This is a genomic window from Sulfurivermis sp. (genome assembly GCF_059410345.1).
The window spans coordinates 67,000-84,742 of sequence record NZ_JBLJDO010000005.1 but is presented as its reverse complement, the minus strand read 5'-3'; the positions used below and the strand labels follow the sequence as shown (position 1 = coordinate 84,742).

Annotated in this window: 15 protein-coding genes and 1 tRNA gene; 12 read left to right on the top strand and 4 right to left on the bottom strand. The window is 63.6% G+C overall.

The features are described from left to right. Positions 1 to 63 precede the first annotated feature (63 nt). From ACMV8A_RS05940 to ACMV8A_RS05930, 3 genes are all read left to right on the top strand, one after another. Entirely contained in the window at positions 64 to 1,071 is a 1,008-nt protein-coding gene (locus ACMV8A_RS05940) for a DNA-directed RNA polymerase subunit alpha (protein ID WP_495324849.1), read from the top strand. Positions 1,072 to 1,122: 51 nt separating this feature from the next. Next, entirely contained in the window at positions 1,123 to 1,518 is a 396-nt protein-coding gene (rplQ, locus tag ACMV8A_RS05935; RefSeq protein WP_495324848.1) for a 50S ribosomal protein L17, read from the top strand. Positions 1,519 to 1,597: 79 nt separating this feature from the next. Continuing rightward, positions 1,598 to 2,347 carry an SAM hydrolase/SAM-dependent halogenase family protein gene (locus ACMV8A_RS05930; protein WP_495324847.1) on the top strand — a complete coding sequence of 250 codons (750 nt, stop codon included), beginning with the start codon at positions 1,598 to 1,600 and terminating at the stop codon, positions 2,345 to 2,347. Between the two features lie 163 nt (positions 2,348 to 2,510). On the opposite strand, the gene uvrA is transcribed toward ACMV8A_RS05930, so the two are convergent. Then, positions 2,511 to 5,357: an excinuclease ABC subunit UvrA gene (gene uvrA, locus ACMV8A_RS05925; protein WP_495324846.1), complete on the bottom strand. Its 2,847-nt coding sequence runs from the start codon at positions 5,355 to 5,357 to the stop codon at positions 2,511 to 2,513. Positions 5,358 to 5,468: 111 nt separating this feature from the next. Between uvrA and ACMV8A_RS05920 the strand changes: the two genes are divergently transcribed. Together ACMV8A_RS05920 and ssb are read left to right on the top strand one after the other, a co-directional pair. Further along, positions 5,469 to 6,839 (top strand): MFS transporter, encoded by a 1,371-nt coding sequence (locus tag ACMV8A_RS05920; RefSeq protein ID WP_495324845.1) that lies wholly within the window; start codon positions 5,469 to 5,471, stop codon positions 6,837 to 6,839. Positions 6,840 to 6,905: 66 nt separating this feature from the next. Then, positions 6,906 to 7,394, top strand: a complete 489-nt coding sequence (gene ssb / locus ACMV8A_RS05915; protein WP_495324844.1) for a single-stranded DNA-binding protein — start codon at positions 6,906 to 6,908, stop codon at positions 7,392 to 7,394. 149 nt (positions 7,395 to 7,543) lie between these two features. Here the strand turns inward: ssb and ACMV8A_RS05910 are convergent. Both ACMV8A_RS05910 and ispB read right to left on the bottom strand, forming a co-directional pair. After that, positions 7,544 to 7,620: transfer RNA gene (locus ACMV8A_RS05910), tRNA-Pro, on the bottom strand. Between the two features lie 9 nt (positions 7,621 to 7,629). Next, the gene (ispB, locus tag ACMV8A_RS05905) at positions 7,630 to 8,598 is read right to left on the bottom strand and encodes an octaprenyl diphosphate synthase (RefSeq protein ID WP_495324843.1); all 969 of its coding nucleotides are present in this window, start codon (positions 8,596 to 8,598) and stop codon (positions 7,630 to 7,632) included. A 231-nt stretch (positions 8,599 to 8,829) separates the two neighbouring features. On the opposite strand from ispB, the gene rplU reads away from it, so the two are divergent. The 4 genes from rplU (at position 8,830) to proB (ending at position 11,783) form a co-directional block, all read left to right on the top strand. After that, positions 8,830 to 9,144, top strand: coding sequence for a 50S ribosomal protein L21 (gene rplU / locus ACMV8A_RS05900; protein WP_495324842.1), 315 nt, complete (start codon positions 8,830 to 8,832; stop codon positions 9,142 to 9,144). An 18-nt stretch (positions 9,145 to 9,162) separates the two neighbouring features. Then, the gene (gene rpmA / locus ACMV8A_RS05895) at positions 9,163 to 9,423 is read left to right on the top strand and encodes a 50S ribosomal protein L27 (RefSeq protein ID WP_495324841.1); all 261 of its coding nucleotides are present in this window, start codon (positions 9,163 to 9,165) and stop codon (positions 9,421 to 9,423) included. A 140-nt stretch (positions 9,424 to 9,563) separates the two neighbouring features. Further along, positions 9,564 to 10,643, top strand: coding sequence for an Obg family GTPase CgtA (cgtA, locus tag ACMV8A_RS05890; RefSeq protein WP_495324840.1), 1,080 nt, complete (start codon positions 9,564 to 9,566; stop codon positions 10,641 to 10,643). Positions 10,644 to 10,658: 15 nt separating this feature from the next. Then, on the top strand, positions 10,659 to 11,783 hold the full coding sequence (gene proB / locus ACMV8A_RS05885; RefSeq protein WP_495324839.1) for a glutamate 5-kinase: 1,125 nt from the start codon (positions 10,659 to 10,661) through the stop codon (positions 11,781 to 11,783). Positions 11,784 to 11,875: 92 nt separating this feature from the next. On the opposite strand, the gene rpsT is transcribed toward proB, so the two are convergent. Next, positions 11,876 to 12,136: a 30S ribosomal protein S20 gene (gene rpsT, locus ACMV8A_RS05880; RefSeq protein WP_495324838.1), complete on the bottom strand. Its 261-nt coding sequence runs from the start codon at positions 12,134 to 12,136 to the stop codon at positions 11,876 to 11,878. A 156-nt stretch (positions 12,137 to 12,292) separates the two neighbouring features. On the opposite strand from rpsT, the gene murJ reads away from it, so the two are divergent. The 3 genes from murJ to ileS are packed head-to-tail and all read left to right on the top strand — an operon-like array spanning position 12,293 to position 17,705. Beyond that, positions 12,293 to 13,852, top strand: a complete 1,560-nt coding sequence (gene murJ, locus ACMV8A_RS05875; protein WP_495324837.1) for a murein biosynthesis integral membrane protein MurJ — start codon at positions 12,293 to 12,295, stop codon at positions 13,850 to 13,852. 48 nt (positions 13,853 to 13,900) lie between these two features. Next, positions 13,901 to 14,854, top strand: a complete 954-nt coding sequence (gene ribF / locus ACMV8A_RS05870) for a bifunctional riboflavin kinase/FAD synthetase (RefSeq protein ID WP_495324836.1) — start codon at positions 13,901 to 13,903, stop codon at positions 14,852 to 14,854. A gap of 10 nt (positions 14,855 to 14,864) precedes the next feature. Next, complete coding sequence (gene ileS, locus ACMV8A_RS05865; RefSeq protein ID WP_495324835.1) at positions 14,865 to 17,705, top strand: isoleucine--tRNA ligase; 2,841 nt, start codon at positions 14,865 to 14,867, stop codon at positions 17,703 to 17,705. The last annotated feature ends 38 nt before the right edge of the window (positions 17,706 to 17,743 follow it).

Here is a 17,743-nt window from a genome sequence, read left to right as displayed (position 1 = left end):
CTGCGGAAGTAGGGGGTGGCACCGGTTGGAATTCGGTCCAGCAGATACGAGAGAGGACTGTACATGCAGGGCTCAGTTGGAGAATTGCTCAAGCCGCGCCTGGTGGGCGTGGAGAAGATCAGCGACACCTGCGCCAAGGTGACCTTGGAGCCGCTCGAGCGCGGTTTTGGTCATACCCTGGGTAACGCGCTGCGTCGCATTTTGCTGTCGTCCATGGTCGGCAGCGCAATCGTTGAAGTCGAAATTGATGGCGTGCTGCACGAGTACACCACCATCGAAGGTGTGCAGGAAGACGTCATTGAAATCCTGCTCAACCTGAAGGGGGTTGCCCTGCGCATGGCCGGCCGCGATGAAGCCGTGCTGAAGTTGAGCAAGAAAGGGCCTGGCCCCGTGACCGCCGGCGATATCGTGCTGGATCACAGTGTAGAAGTGCTGAACCCGGAACATGTTATCGCCCACCTGACCAAGTCCGGTGAGCTGAATATGACGCTGAAGGTCAATACCGGGCGTGGCTACCAGCCGGCCAACCAGCGCTTCAACAGCGAAGATGAGAGCCGTCCCATCGGCCGTCTGCAGATCGATGCCTCCTTCAGCCCGGTGCGCCGTGTGTCCTACACGGTGGACAGCGCCCGTGTGGAACAGCGCACCAATCTGGACAAGCTGATCATTGAGCTGGAAACCAATGGCACCATCGAGCCGGATGAAGCGATTCGCCGTGCTGCGACCATACTGCAGGAGCAGCTGTCGGCCTTTGTCGACCTGCAGGGCAAGAAGGAGTCGCGTCAAGATGTGGCGGAGCCCGCCATCGACCCGATTCTGCTGCGTCCGGTGGACGACTTGGAACTGACCGTACGTTCGGCCAACTGTCTGAAGGCGGAAAATATTTACTACATCGGCGACCTGATTCAGCGCACCGAAGTAGAGCTGCTCAAGACGCCGAATCTCGGCAAGAAGTCGCTTACCGAGATCAAGGACGTGTTGGCCTCCCGTGGCCTGTCCCTGGGCATGCGCCTGGAGAATTGGCCGCCGGCAAGCCTGCGAGCAAAGGATGAAGACAAGGTCGGCGCTTGAGCCGGCTGCGTGACCTCAGCAACGTTAGTCTAGGATTTTAAGGATACGCCCATGCGTCATCGTAATATTGGTCGGCAACTGAGCCGCAACAGCAGCCACCGCAAGGCCATGCTGAAGAATATGGCGGCCTCGCTGCTGCAGCACGAGATCATCAAGACCACCTTGCCGAAGGCAAAAGAGCTGCGCCGCGTTGCCGAGCCGCTGATCACCCTGGCCAAGGTAGATTCCGTTGCCAAGCGCCGCTTGGCCTTCGCCCGTCTGCGCGACCGCGATGTGGTGACCAAGCTGTTCAATGAGCTGGGTCCGCGCTACCAGGCCCGTCCGGGCGGTTACCTGCGTATCCTCAAGTGCGGTTACCGTGCCGGTGACGCTGCGCCGATGGCCATCGTCGAGCTGGTCGACCGTCCGGAACAGGCCGGCGAGGTGGTCGAGGCTAGCGAGGAATAAGCGTGTTGGTTTTGCGCTGAGAAGAAGCCGGGCTCTGCCCGGCTTTTTTGTTTGTGTGGGAGTGGTGGCCAGGGGGGCAATGATGCTGGTATTGATGACCGATTTCGGACCCACCGGTCCGTATATGGGGCAGATGCAGGCGGTGCTGTATCGCGAGGCGCCTGGCGTGCCGGTGGTCACCCTGTTCAACGATGCGCCGCGCTGTAATCCGCGCGCCAGCGCCTATCTGCTGGCAGCGTATACGAACGAATTTCCCGCCGGCAGCGTTTTTCTCGCAGTGGTCGACCCGGGGGTCGGCACGGCAGCACGTCGCCCGGTGATGTTGCAGGCTGATGGTCGTTGGTATGTCGGCCCGGACAACGGCCTGTTCGAGCTGGTGCGGCGCCGTGCCACCGCCTGTCGTTGCTGGGAGATTACGTGGCGGCCGTCGCATCTCTCTGCCAGCTTCCACGGCCGTGATCTGTTCGCCCCGGTAGCGGCCCGGCTGGCGCGCGGTGAGACGCCTCCGGGTGAGTCGATGGCGTGTTCGCACAACGACTGGCCCGATGATCTGGCCGAGGCGATCTATGTCGACCACTTCGGCAATGCCATGACCGGGCTGCGCGCGGCCACGGTATCTCCCGCCACCCTCATCAGCGCGGGTGGACGGCAACTACGCTATGCCCGCACCTTCGGCGCCGTGGCGTCGGGCGCGGCCTTTTGGTACGAAAACGCCAATGGCCTGATCGAGCTGGCCGTAAATCAGGGCAGCGCCGCCCAGCAGCTCGGTCTTGCCATCGGGGCGCGCATCCGACTGGACAACGACCGCGCCCGGGGAAGCCCTGAATAAGTTCAGAGCTTCCGCGACACAGGGATGTGCCGCCATGTTCCAACGACCATAAATCGTTGGCACATGACGCGAATCGAAAAGCACACTGTTCGATTCGCGTGGGCTGAGAAGTCCAGGATGGACTTATTCATATCTTCCCTAGATATCTGCCACCCTTAAGCCTCTATTTTTTCTTGCGCGCTGGGCGTTCCCGTTCCAGCAGTGGTTTGAGGAAGCGACCGGTGTGTGAGTCTGGACACGCGGCCACCTGTTCCGGCGTGCCGGCCGTGACCAGGGTGCCGCCCTTGTCGCCGCCCTCCGGACCCATGTCGATGAGCCAGTCGGCGGTCTTGATCACATCCAGGTTGTGCTCGATCACCACGATGGTGTTGCCGTGCTCGCGCAGGCGGTGAAGCACATCGAGCAACTGCTGGATGTCGTGGAAGTGCAGGCCGGTGGTGGGTTCGTCGAGGATGTAGAGGGTGTTGCCGGTGTCACGTTTGGACAGCTCACGGGCCAGCTTGACGCGCTGGGCCTCGCCGCCGGACAGGGTGGTGGCGCTCTGGCCCAGCTTGATGTAGGTGAGTCCCACGTCCATCAGGGTCTGCAGCTTGCGCGCGATGGGTGGCACCGCATCGAAGAACACGCGCGCATCCTCCACCGTCATCTCCAGCACCTCGTAGATGTTCTTGCCCTTGTAGCGAACCTCCAGCGTTTCGCGGTTGTAGCGCTTGCCCTTGCACACGTCGCACGGCACGTAGATGTCGGGCAGGAAGTGCATCTCGACCTTGATCAGGCCGTCGCCCTGGCAGGCCTCGCAGCGGCCGCCCTTGACGTTGAACGAGAAGCGGCCAGGGTTGTAGCCGCGGGCGCGCGCCTCCTGGGTACCGGCGAACAGGTCGCGGATGGGGGTGAACAGGCCGGTGTAGGTGGCCGGGTTGGAGCGCGGCGTGCGACCAATCGGACTCTGATCGATGTCCACCACCTTGTCGAACTGGTCCAGGCCGAGGATTTCGGCGCAGGGTGAGGGGTCTTCGCCGCTGCCGTTCAGGGCCAGCGCGGCGTGGCGGTAAAGGGTGTCGATGATCAGGGTGGATTTGCCCGAGCCGGACACGCCGGTGACACAGGTGAGCAGGCCAACGGGGATGTCGACATTCACGCCTTTGAGATTGTTGCCACTGGCGCCACGAATGGCAAGTTGCCGCTGCGGATCGGGTGCGGTACGGCCGCCGCTCACCTGGATGCGCCGGGCACCGGAGAGATACTGGCCGGTGAGCGAATCCCTGTTGGCCATCACCTGCTTGGGCGTGCCCTGGGCCACGATGCGGCCGCCGTGCACGCCGGCCCCGGGACCGATGTCTACCACATGGTCGGCACGCAGGATGGCATCTTCGTCGTGCTCTACGACGATGACGGTATTGCCGAGGTCGCGCAGGCGGGTCAGCGTCTCCAGCAGTCGCTCATTGTCACGCTGGTGCAGACCTATGGACGGTTCATCGAGGATGTACATCACACCCACCAGGCCGGCACCGATCTGGCTGGCAAGGCGGATGCGTTGCGCCTCGCCGCCGGAGAGGGTGTCGGCGCTGCGATCCAGTGACAGGTAATCCAGTCCCACGTTGACCAGGAAGGTGAGGCGGGCGCCGATCTCGGCAAGGATCTTGGCAGCGATCTCGCCGCGCCGTCCGGGCAGGGTCAGGGTGCTGACAAATTCGCGCGCGCGGCCCACCGCCATGGCGGAGACCTCGGGCAGGCTCATGCCGGCCACATACACGTAGCGTGCCGAGCGGTTGAGGCGCGTACCGTGGCAGTCGGGACAGGGTTTCTGGCTCAGGTACTTGGCCAGCTCCTCGCGCACGACATTGGAGTCGGTTTCGCGGTAGCGTCGCTCCATGTTGGGCAGCACACCCTCGAAGGGTTCACGGCGTTGGCGGCTGAAGCCGCGCTCGGAGAAATAGGTGAACTCGATCTCTTCCTCGCCGCTGCCGTAGAGGATCACCTGCTGCACCTCGGCGGTGAGCTGGTTGAACGGCGTGTCGATGTCAAAGCCGTAATGATCGGCGAGCGCGCTGAGCAACTGGAAATAATAGACGGTGCGACGATCCCAGCCGCGGATCGCACCTTCGGCCAGACTCAGTTCGGGATGCACCACTACGCGCGCCGGATCGAAGAACTGTTTTACGCCGAGACCATCGCATGTGGGGCAGGCACCGGCAGGATTGTTGAACGAGAACAGGCGCGGCTCCAGTTCACTCAGGGCATAGCCGCACAGCGGACAGGCGAAGCGGGCGGAAAACATCAGATCGTCCTGTTCGCCGTCCATGAACACTACGCGGGCGATACCATCGGCCAGCTTGAGCGCGGTTTCGAACGAATCGGCTAGACGTTGCGCCACATCGGCGCGCACCTTGAAACGATCCACCACCACCTCAATGGTGTGTTTGCGGCGCAGGTCCAGTTTTGGTGCCGCATCCAGTTCGACCACCTCACCGTTGATGCGGGCGCGCACGAAGCCCTGGGAACGCAATTCATCCAGCAGTTGCAGGTGTTCGCCCTTGCGATCTTGCACGATGGGGGCGAGCAGCATCAGGCGCGTGCCTTCCGCCAGCGCCAGCACCTGGTCCACCATCTGGCTGACGGTCTGTGCCTCCAGCACGGTGTCGTGCTCGGGGCAGCGCGGTTCACCGGCGCGGGCGTAGAGCAGACGCAGGTAGTCATGGATTTCGGTGACGGTACCGACGGTGGAGCGCGGATTGTGTGAGGTGGATTTCTGCTCGATGGAAATGGCCGGTGACAGCCCTTCGATGTGATCCACATCGGGCTTTTCCATCATGGAGAGAAACTGGCGCGCATAAGCGGAGAGGGACTCCACGTAGCGACGCTGGCCTTCGGCGTAAATGGTGTCGAAGGCCAGAGAGGATTTGCCGGAACCGGATAGGCCGGTGAAGACGATGAGCTTGTCGCGCGGCAACTCGATGTCGATGTTTTGCAGATTGTGCGTGCGCGCGCCGCGTATGCGTATAGTGTCCATGCCGTTTTCCGGGTGCAAAAGAACTTGTTAATATACGCCCGAGCCATTCCACGACGCAAAGCAATACCCTGTAATAAATACGGTTACGCAGGGTCAGGAAACCACCTAGCAATGATTTCAACTTCCATGACGGCGCTGGAGCGCCGCGCCGCCGCCGCGCTGGCCGGTATTTTCGCCGTGCGCATGCTCGGCATGTTCATGATCCTGCCGGTGTTTGCCCTGTATGCCGAACACCTGGAGGATGTCACGCCGCTGCTCATCGGTGTGGCCATCGGTATCTACGGCCTGACCCAGTCGTTGTTGCAGATCCCCTTCGGTATGGCCTCCGACCGCCTAGGCCGCAAGCCGGTGATCGCCGCCGGCCTGGTGATCTTCGCCGTGGGCAGCGTGGTGGCGGCGACAGCCGACTCCATCCAGGGCGTCATCATCGGCCGCGCCCTGCAGGGCGCTGGCGCGGTGGCGGCGGCGGTGATGGCGCTGGTGGCCGATCTCACCCGTGAGGAGCACCGCACCAAGGCGATGGCCTTCATTGGCATGAGCATCGGTCTGTCCTTTGTGGTGGCCATGGTGCTGGGTCCTGTGCTCAATCAGTGGTTTGGTGTGCCGGGTATCTTCTGGCTCACCGCCGCCCTGGCCCTGGGCGGTATCGCCCTGCTGTTTGTCGTCGTACCCAACCCCCAGGTCACGCAGCGGCACCCGGATGCCGAGCCGGTGGCCGGACAGTTTGGCCGCATCCTGCGCGATGGCCAGTTGCTGCGCATCGATTTCGGCATTTTCATGCTGCACATGGTGCTTACGGCCAGTTTCGTGGTGGTGCCGCTGGTGTTGCGTGACATCGGCTTTGCCCCGGCGCGGCACTGGCTGCTGTACCTGCCGGTGATGGTGCTGGCCATTACCCTGGCCATTCCCTTCATCATCGTGGCGGAGAAGAAGCGTAAGCTGAAACAGGTGCTGCTGGGCGCGATCGCGGCGCTGGCGCTGGCCATGGCGGGCATGGGGACGCTGGGTGACGGTCTGGGCAGCCTTGCACTGTTGCTGCTGTTGTTCTTCACCGCCTTCAACCTGTTGGAGGCCACGCTGCCGTCGCTGGTGTCGAAGTTTGCCCCGGCCGACGCCCGCGGTACTGCCATGGGGGTGTACAGCAGTTCACAGTTCGTCGGCGCCTTCATCGGCGGCGCCAGCGGCGGTTGGCTCCACGGCCACTATGGCCTGCACAGCGTGTTCCTGTTCTGTGCCGCGGCCCTGGGCCTGTGGTGGCTGGCGGCCCTGGGCATGCGCCAGCCGCGTTACCTGGCCAGCCATCTCCTCAAGGTCGGGGTTCTGGACCCGGCCCAGGCTGCCGTGCTCGCCAGCGAGCTGCGCGGGGTGCGTGGCGTGACGGAGGCCGTGGTGAATGGCGCGGAAGGTGTGGCTTACCTGAAGGTCGACGACCAGCAGCTGGATCGTGCGGCCCTGGAGCGGTATTCGCTGCCGGAGTCCTGATACAATCCTGGCTCAGGCCCAGGGAACGGGCACACAATCAACCAAGGTTTTAGCGGAGACAGCAGCATGGCACGAGGCGTGAACAAAGTAATTCTGGTCGGCAATCTGGGCCGTGACCCCGAAGTGCGCTACACCCCCAACGGCGGCGCCATCGCCAACATCACCATCGCCACCACGGATCAGTGGAAGGACAAGCAGACCGGCCAGATGCAGGACCGTACCGAATGGCACCGGGTGGTGATGTTCGGTCGTCTGGGCGAGATCGCCGGTGAGTACCTGAAAAAGGGTTCCCAGATATATATCGAGGGCCGTCTGCAGACCCGTAAGTGGCAGGACCAGAGTGGCCAGGACCGCTACACCACCGAGATCGTCGCCAACGAAATGCAGATGCTCGGCAGCGCCGGCGGCCGCGGTGCCTCCAGCGCCGATTTCAACCAGGAGCAGGAGGCGGCGGCGCCGCAACCGGCACGCCAGCAGGCGCAGGGGGGGCGGAGCGCCCCTGCCAGCAGTGGCGGCAGTAACTTCGACGATTTCGACGACGATATCCCGTTCTAGTCGGCGCAAGCCCCGTGCCGCTGGCGTCCCCCGCGGCATGGGTTTCATCGGACCGGAAATAAAAAACCCGCTGTCGCAAGACAGCGGGTTTTTTGTGTCCACGGATGGACTTGTGTCGCAACGGCCAGGGAAGGCCAAGACGACGGTGTTGGTCGGGGTGATAGGATTTGAACCTACGGCCCCTGCGTCCCGAACGCAGTGCTCTACCGGGCTGAGCTACACCCCGAAAATCAAATCAGTACGCGCGAGCGACCGAGAATTCCGCCAGCGCTGCCAGGGCCTGTTTGTAGGGCGAATCCGGGAAATTCGCCAGCTCGGCCAAGGCGCGATCGGCTTCCTGCCGTGCGGAGCGCGAAGTGTACGCGATGGCTCCGGTGGATTCAATGGCCGCGGTGATCTCCGCCATGTTTTCCCGGCCGCCGTTTTCGATAGCGCTGCGGATCAGCGCGGCCTGTTCCGGGCTGCCATGGCGCATGGCGTAGATCAGGGGCAGGGTGGGCTTACCCTCGGCCAGGTCGTCGCCGATGTTCTTGCCCAGCTGTTCACTGGAGGCGCTGTAGTCCAGTACGTCGTCAATCAGCTGGAAGGCGGTGCCGAGGTGCATGCCATAGCGGGCCATGGCCTGTTCCTCATCGGCCGGCCGTCCGGCCAGTACGGCACCCAGCTGGCAGGCCGCCTCGAACAGCTTGGCGGTCTTGTAATGGATCACGTCCATATAGCGCTCTTCGGTGGTGTCCGGGTCGTGGCAGTTGAGCAGTTGCAGCACCTCGCCCTCGGCGATGGTGTTGGTGGCATCGGACAGGATTTGCATCACCCGCATGCTGCCCACATCCACCATCATCTGGAAGGCGCGGGAGTAGAGGAAGTCGCCCACCAGCACGCTGGCCTCGTTGCCGAATACCGCATTGGCGCTCTGCTGGCCGCGGCGCAGCTCGGAGGCGTCCACCACATCGTCGTGCAGCAGGGTGGCGGTGTGAATGAATTCGACCACTGCCGCCAGGTCGATGTGGTGCGTGCCCTGGTAACCCAGGGCGCGGGCCGCCAGCAGCACCAGCACCGGGCGCAGGCGCTTGCCGCCGCTGTTGATGATGTAGTGGCTGATCTGGTCGATGAGCACCACATTGGAGGCCAGACGGGCCTGGATCAGCCGGTCGACGGCCTGCTTGTCGTCGGCAATCAGGTCCAGAACGTCTTGGATTTCCATGGCGGGCGGTTTGGGGTCTTTGGGAAGTGAAGTAAAGTGAAGCAGGGCATGCTAGGTAAGGCCCGGGGGAGTGTCAAGCCACGTTGCGAGGCGCTATACTTCCCGCCCGCCGGCTGCAGTCGCTTTTTGGCCCCACAGAGTGTTTGACCTGCGGGGGTGAAGTCGCTAAAATCGCCGGTCTTTCGATTAGGTTCCGGCCCGGGGACGGGTTGGTCTTGTGGAGATTTAGTCATGTACGCGGTATTCGTAACCGGCGGCAAGCAGTACCGGGTGACCGAAGGTCAGACCCTTAAAGTGGAAAAGCTCCCCGTGGATGCGGGTGGCAACATCGAATTCGAGCAGGTCCTGATGGTCTCCGACGGCGACAACATCAAGATCGGCGCGCCCTATGTGACCGGTGGCAAGGTGACCGCCAGCGTCAAGTCCCAGGGACGCGACGACAAGGTGATGATCATCAAGTTCCGTCGCCGCAAGCACCATCGCAAGCAGCAGGGCCACCGTCAGTACTACACCGAGCTGCAGATCACCGGCATCAAGGCCGGTTGAACGCGGGAGTAAATAGCAATGGCACATAAAAAGGCAGGCGGCTCCACTCGTAATGGCCGCGATTCCATCGCCAAGCGCCTCGGCGTGAAGCGTTTCGGTGACCAGCTGGTTACCGCCGGCAACATCCTGGTGCGTCAGCGCGGTACCCACTTCCACCCGGGCCTGAACGTCGGTTGTGGCAAGGACCACACCCTGTTCGCCAAGGCGGATGGCCGTGTGGTGTTCGAGACCAAGGGGCCGAACAACCGCAAGTTCGTGAGCGTCATCACCGCCGAGTAAAACGGCAGTGGATGGCAGCGCAGAAAGCCCCGTCTCTCATGGCGGGGTTTTTTGTTTTGTAAGTCGCTAGTGACAAGAAAAGGCCCCATCCGCCCGCCCCTGTTACTACCTTGCAACCTGAAACTTGATATCTCCCCATCATGAAATTCGTTGACGAAGCCACCATACGCGTCGAGGCCGGCAAGGGCGGCAACGGCTGTGTCAGCTTTCGTCGCGAAAAATATATCCCCTTCGGCGGCCCGGATGGCGGCGACGGCGGCGACGGCGGCAGCGTATTTTTGTGTGCCGATGGCGGCCTCAATACCCTGGCCGACTTCCGTTTCGAGCGCCGTTTCAAGGCACAGAATGGCGAGCCCGGTTATGGCAACAACAAGACCGGTGCCAGTGCCCCCGATCTGATCATCAATGTCCCGGTGGGTACCGAGGTGTACGACGAGGATACCGGCGAGATGCTGGGTGACCTGGTCGAGGCGGGTCAACTGCTCAAGGTGGCCCAGGGCGGCTTCCACGGTCTCGGCAATCTGCGCTACAAGAGCAGCGTCAACCGTGCGCCGCGTGAATCCAAGCCGGGCACGCCGGGCGAGATCCGCAACCTGCGTCTGGAGCTGAAGGTATTGGCGGACGTAGGCCTGCTCGGCCTGCCCAACGCTGGCAAGTCCACCCTGATCCGTGCGGTCTCCTCGGCCCGTCCGCGTGTGGCCGACTATCCCTTCACCACCCTGTATCCCAACCTAGGCGTGGTCAGCGTGGGTCTGCACCGCAGCTTTGTCATCGCTGACATCCCGGGCATTATCGAAGGTGCTGCGGAAGGCGCGGGCCTGGGTATCCAGTTCCTCAAGCACCTGGCGCGCACCCATCTGTTGCTGCACCTGGTGGATGTGTTGCCGCCGGATGATTCCGATCCGGTAGCGGCGGTGAAGGTCATCGAGCGCGAATTGGAGAAATTCAATCCGGAACTAGCGGCGCGCGAGCGCTGGCTGGTGATCAACAAGCTGGATCTGATCCCGGAAGAGCTGCGCGACGAGTACTGCAGTGACATCGTGCAGCGTCTGGGCTGGAACGGACCGGTGTTCCGTGTGGCGGCCATTGCCGCCGAAGGAACCCGCGAGCTAACCTACCGCATCATGGAACATCTGGAGGAGGAGCGGGCCAAGCTGCTGCCGCCCGCGCCGCCGCCGGTAGCGACTGAACCGAACGATTCCGCTCCTGAACCGGAGTAAGCACTTCTTAAAGTCATGAACCGACGCCAGCAACTTGCCCAGACCAAACGCTGGGTGGTGAAGATCGGCAGCGCCCTGTTGACCAACGACGGACGCGGTCTCAACCTCGACGGCATCAGCGCCTGGGTGGAGCAGATGGCCGCCCTGCGCCAGCGTGGCATCGAGGTGGTGTTGGTATCGTCGGGCGCGGTGGCGGAGGGCATGGCCCGGCTGGGCTGGAAGAAGCGGCCGCAGGCACTGCACGAATTGCAGGCGGCGGCGGCGGTGGGGCAGATGGGTCTGGTGCAGGCCTACGAGTCACGCTTCAAGAACTTCGGCCTGCACACCGCGCAGATCCTGCTCACCCACGACGACCTGTCGAACCGCAAACGCTACCTCAACGCCCGCAGTGCCCTGCGCACCCTGCTGGAACTGGGCGTGGTGCCGGTGGTGAACGAGAACGACACCGTGGTCACCGACGAGATCCGCTTCGGCGACAACGACACCCTGGCGGCCCTGGTCGCCAATCTGGTCGAGGCCGACCTGCTGGTGATCCTCACCGATCAGGCCGGCATGTACGACAAGGACCCACGCAACAATCCCGACGCGAAACTGCTGCATGAGGTGCAGGCCGGCGATCCGACGCTGGAGTCCATGGCCGGCGGCAGTGCCGGCGCCCTGGGCCGCGGCGGCATGCTGACCAAGGTGCGCGCCGCACGCCTCGCCGCCCGTTCCGGTACCGAAACAGTGATCGCCTACGGGCGTGAGGACAAGGTGCTGGATCGCATCATCGGTGGCGAGCTGCTGGGCACCCTGTTCACCCCCGATCTGGAGCCCATGGTGGCGCGCAAGCGCTGGTTGGCCGGCCACCTGCAATTGCGCGGCAAGCTGATTCTCGATGCCGGTGCGGTGCGCGTGCTGCGCGACTCAGGCCGCAGTCTGCTGGCGGTGGGCGTGAAGGCAGTAGAGGGGCGCTTCCTGCGTGGCGAGATGGTGTCCTGCGTGGACGAACAGGGCCAGGAGGTGGCACGCGGGCTGGTGAATTACAGCGCGGAGGAAACCGCCAAGCTGATGGGGCAGCCCACCAGTCGTATCCAGGAATTGATCGGTTATGTGGATGAAGAGGAGCTGATCCACCGCGACAACCTGATCCTGGTTTGATTCATGCCCGTGCGGCGGGCGCCCGTCTTGCCAGAAGCACAAACAAAAAAGCCGGTCAGAGACCGGCTTTTTTATGGCGCATGCGCTGAAACTTACAGGGCGCGGATGCGGGTGTTCAGGCGGCTCTTGTAGCGGGCGGCCTTGTTCTTGTGGATCAGGCCCTTGCCGGCCATCTTGTCCACCACGGGAACGGCTTCCTTGTAGGCAGCCTCGGCCTGGGCCTTGTCGCCGCTGCCGATCGCCTTCAGCACCTTCTTGACGAAGGTACGCATAGCGGAACGCTGGGCGGTGTTGTGCTCGCGGTGCTTTTCAGCCTGACGCGCGCGCTTCTTTGCTTGTGCGGAATTGGCCAAGACGGTACTCCCGAAAAACGGTCAAAAAGTCGAAGGGCGCATAATATGCTTTTTTTGGCCCCCGCTGTCAATGCCACGGCACGAGAAAATTGGCGGAGCGGCGGGTCGGCGCGGTAGTATAGCCGCTTTTGCGGAATAGGCCGAAATCAGCCCACCATGAGCGCCAAGTTGTTGAAATCCACCGCGGTAGTGGGCGTGATGACCCTGCTGTCGCGGGTGCTCGGGTTGTTGCGCGACATGGTGTTCGCCAACGTGTTCGGCGCCGGCAGCGGCACCGATGCCTTCTTCGTCGCCTTCAAGATCCCCAACTTCCTGCGTCGCCTGTTTGCCGAGGGGGCCTTTTCCCAGGCCTTCGTGCCGGTGCTGGCCGAGGTCAAGACCCAGCGCGGCCAGGCCGAGGTGCGGCGGCTGGTGGCCGATGTGTCCGGTGCGCTGGGGCTGGTCCTGGTGCTGATCACGGCCATCGCGCTGCTGGCGGCGCCGGGGCTGGTGACGCTGTTTGCGCCGGGTTTTCTGGACGAGCCGGCGAAGTTTGCGCTCACCAGCGAGATGCTGCGCATCACCTTCCCCTACCTGCTGTTCATTTCCCTCACCGCCCTGGCGGGCGGTATCCTCAACACCTACGGCCGCTTCGCGGTGCCGGCCTTTACCCCGGTGTGGCTGAATGTGTGCATGATCGCCGCCGCCTGGTGGGCGGCGCCCCTGTTCGAGACGCCCATCATGGCGCTGGCCTGGGGCGTGTTTGCTGCTGGTGTTGTGCAGTTGCTGTTCCAGTTGCCGTTCCTGGCCCGTCTTGGCCTGTTGCCGCGGCCACGCTGGGGCTGGAATGACCCGGACGTGAAGCGCATCCTCAAGCTGATGCTGCCGGCCATCTTCGGCTCCTCGGTGGTGCAGATCAATCTGCTGCTCGACACCATCATCGCCTCCTTTCTGGTCAGCGGCAGCGTGTCCTGGCTGTATTACTCCGACCGGCTGGTGGAGTTTCCCCTCGGCGTGTTCGGTATCGCCCTGGCGACGGTGATCCTGCCCAGCCTGTCGCAGAAACACGCCGCCGCCGACCCGGAGGCCTTCGCCCGCACCCTGGATTGGGCCTTGCGCTGGGTGGTGCTCATCGGCACGGCGGCCACCGTGGGCCTGATCCTGCTGGCCGGACCGCTGCTCACCACCCTGTTCCAGCATGGCGAGTTCGGCGCGCACGATGTGCGCATGGCGACCCTCAGCCTGATGGCCTTTGGTGCCGGCCTGCCCGCCTTCATTCTGGTGAAGGTGCTGGCCCCCGGTTTTTATGCCCGCCAGGACACGCGCACGCCGGTGCGTGTCGGCATCTACGCCATGGCGGCGAACATGGTGCTCAACCTGAGTCTGGTGGTGCCCATGGTGCTGGCCGGCTGGGAGGGACCGCATGCCGGTCTGGCCTTGGCCACCTCGCTGGCGGCCTACCTCAATGCCGGCCTGCTGTTCCACCACCTGCGCCGCGACGGCGTCTATCGCGCCCAGCCCGGCTGGGGGCGGCTCGTCGGCCAGGTGCTGCTGGCGGCGCTGGCCATGGGGGCGCTGCTGTGGTGGGGGCTGGGCAGTCTCGAGCAGTGGGTTGTGTGGGATACCGCGGTGCGGGTGGGGCAGTTGCTGCTGTGGGTGCCGCTCGGTGCCGCCGTCTATTGCGTCGTGCTGTTGCTGCTCGGCGTGCGACCGCGGCAACTGCTGGGGCGCGGTTGACGGCAAACTCCTTTATAATCATTCCCCCTTAATTTTCCGTTGTCCGTCATGGAGCTTATTCGCGGCCTGCACAATCTCTCCTCCCGTCACCACGGCTGCGTCGCCACGATCGGCAATTTCGATGGCGTGCACCTCGGCCACCAGGCGGTGCTGGGGCAGTTGGCGGAGAAGGCCGACGAGTACGGCGTGCCCACCACGGTGATCACCTTCGAGCCGCAGCCGCAGGAATATTTCGCGCCGAACAATGCGGTGCCGCGGCTGACGCGGCTGCGCGAGAAACTGCTGGCGCTGCGCCGTTTTTCGGTGGATCGGGTGCTGTGTCTGTCGTTCAACCGTCTGCTGGCGACGCTGCCGGCGGAGGAGTTCATCGAACGCATCCTGGTCAAGGGGCTCGGTGTGCGCTATCTGGTGGTGGGCGACGACTTCCGCTTCGGTGCTGGGCGGCGTGGTGATTTCTCCCTGCTGCAGGCGGCGGGCGAGAAATATGGTTTTCAGGTGGCGCACATGCACACCTTCGCCCTGGCCGGCGAGCGGGTATCCAGCACGCGCATCCGCCAGGCACTGGCACGCGGCGAGATGGAGCAGGCGGAGCAGTTGCTGGGGCGGCCCTACCGCATGTGCGGCCGTGTGGCCCACGGCGACAAGCGCGGCCGCACCATCGGTTTTCCCACCGCCAACATCCGCCTGCACCGCAAGGCCTCGCCCATCAGCGGCGTGTTCGCGGTGGAACTGTTCGGCGTCGAGGGGGAGCCGTGGCGTGGCGTAGCCAACGTCGGCGTGCGGCCGACAGTACAGGGATTGCGGCCGTTGCTGGAGGTGCACCTGTTCGATTTCAACGGCGACCTCTACGGTCGCCACGTGTACGTGGATTTTCTGCACAAGATACGTGACGAGCAGCGCTTCGAGTCGTTCGATGCCTTGAAGCAACAGATACAACTGGACGCGCAACAGGCGCGCGAATTTTTCTCCTGGCAGGACACCACGTCTGCCGGCAAGCAATGAGTGACATACCGTGAGCGACTACAAGCACACACTGAACCTGCCGGAAACCGATTTCCCCATGCGCGGCGATCTCGCCAAGCGCGAGCCGGACATGCTCAAGCGCTGGGAGACGATGGACCTGTACGGCAAGCTGCGCCAGGCGGGGCGGGGCCGCGACCAGTTCATCCTGCATGACGGTCCGCCCTACGCCAACGGCAGCATCCATATTGGTCATGCGGTGAACAAGGTACTGAAAGACATCATCGTCAAGGCGCGCACCCTGAGCGGCTTCGATGCGCCGTACGTGCCGGGTTGGGACTGCCACGGCCTGCCCATCGAACTGCAGGTGGAGAAGAGTATCGGCAAGGCCGGTGTGGCGGTGACGCCGGCGGCCTTTCGCAAGGCCTGCCGTGAGTATGCCGCGGAGCAGGTGAACGGCCAGCGCGAGGATTTTAAGCGCCTTGGTGTGTTCGGCGACTGGAACAATCCCTATCTCACCATGGACTTCAAGTTCGAGGCGGACATCATCCGTTCCCTCGGCCGCATCATCGAACGCGGCCATCTGCACAAGGGCTCCAAGCCTGTGCACTGGTGCGTGGACTGCGGCTCGGCCCTGGCCGAGGCCGAGGTTGAATACGAGGACAAAACCTCGCCGGCCATCGATGTGCGTTTCGCCGTGCTGGATGAAGTGGCCTTCATGGCGCGCGCCCATCATGTGGCTGAGCATGAGGGTAAGGGGCCGATCAGCGTGGTGATCTGGACCACCACGCCGTGGACCCTGCCCGCCAATCAGGCGGTGGCGCTCAACGCCGAATTCGATTATGCCGTGGTGCAGTGCGACGGCGTCGGCGAGCATAGCCCGGAGCGGCTGGTGCTGGCCGAGCCGATGGTGAAGGATGCCATGGCGCGCTACGGCGTGGCCGACTATCGTGTCATCGCCTATTGCAAGGGCGCCGCGCTGGAAGGCTTGAAACTGCAACACCCGTTCTACGCGCGCGAGGTGCCGATCATTGTCGGCGAGCATGTCACCCTCGAGGCCGGTACCGGTGCGGTGCATACGGCGCCGGGTCATGGCCAGGAAGACTACGTGGTCGGTTCGCGCTACAACCTCAAGGTGGACAATCCGGTGGGCGGTGACGGCAAGTTCCTACCCGGTACGCCGCTGTTCGAAGGCCAGCACGTGTTCAAGGCCAACGATGCGGTGCTGGAGGTGCTGCGCACGCGCGGCGCACTGGTGCATGCCCATGCCCTGCGCCACAGCTATCCGCATTGCTGGCGTCACAAGACGCCGATCATCTTCCGCGCCACGCCGCAATGGTTCATCAGCATGGAGCAGAATGGCCTGCGCAACGGCGCCATGGATGCCATCAAGGCGACGCGCTGGATCCCGAACTGGGGCCAGGCGCGTATCGAGGGCATGGTGGACAAGCGGCCCGACTGGTGCATCTCGCGCCAGCGCACCTGGGGCGTGCCCATTGCCCTGTTCGTGCACAAGACCTCCGGCGCACTGCATCCGGATACCTCGCGCCTGATCGAGGAGGTGGCCAGGCGCGTGGAGCAAAAGGGTATCGATGCCTGGTTCGATCTCGATGCCGCTGAATTGCTCGGCGCCGAGGCGGCCAACTACGATAAGGTGACCGACACGCTGGATGTATGGTTCGATTCCGGTGCAACCCATGCCTGCGTGTTGGAGCGGCGCGATAATCTGCGCTGGCCGGCCGACCTGTATCTGGAAGGCTCCGATCAGCACCGCGGTTGGTTCCAGTCCTCGCTGCTCACCGCGGTCGCCATCCACGGCCGCGCGCCCTATGAACAGGTGCTGACCCACGGCTTCACCGTCGATGCCAAGGGCCAGAAGATGTCCAAGTCCAAGGGCAATGTGGTGGCGCCGCAGAAGGTGGTGAGCAGTCTCGGCGCCGACATCCTGCGCCTGTGGGTGGCGTCCACCGACTACCGCGGTGAGATGACCGTCTCCGACGAAATCCTCAAGCGCACCGCCGATGCCTACCGCCGTATCCGCAACACGGCGCGCTTCCTGCTCGCCAACCTGGCCGGATTCGATCCGGCACGCGATACCATCGCGGCCAGCGAGCTGTTGCCGCTGGATCGCTGGGCGGTGGCGCGTGCGGCGCAGTTGCAGCAGGAAGTGGTACAGGCCTATGACGACTACGAGTTCCACCTCATCTACCAGAAGGTGCACAACTTCTGTTCGGTGGACCTGGGTGCCTTCTATCTGGATATCATCAAGGATCGCCAGTACACCACCCAGCGTGACTCGCTGGCGCGCCGTTCCGCGCAGACTGCGCTGTATCACATCGTCGAGGCGTTGACGCGCTGGTTGGCGCCGATCCTCAGCTTTACCGCCGAGGAGATCTGGGCGGCGGTTCCGGGGCGGCGCGGCGAGTCGGTGTTCCTCGCCACTTGGTATGACTTCCCTGCACTGGGCGACGAGCAGGGCATGGGCATGGAGTACTGGGCGCTGGTGATGGAGGTGCGTGAACTGGTGTACAAGGAGCTGGAGCGAGTGCGTGTGGCCGGCGGCATCGGCTCCGGCCTCGAGGCGGAGGTGGATCTGTGGTGCGGCCGCGAACTCCACGATGCCCTCGCCAAGTTGGGCAATGAGCTACGTTTCGTGCTGATCACCTCCTACGCCCGTATCCATCTGGCGGATATGCCGCCGGCCGATGCGGTGCATTTCACTCTGACCGGCAAGGATGAGATGTGGGTGCGGGTGACACCGTCGGCGCATCAGAAGTGCGTACGCTGCTGGCACCTGCGCGAGGATGTGGGTAGCCACGCCGAGCATCCGGAGCTGTGCGGTCGCTGTATCGACAACGTCGCCGGTAGCGGTGAAGTGCGGCGTTTCGCGTGAACCTGTTCACCAACCCATTCTGCGGCAGTTTGAGGTAG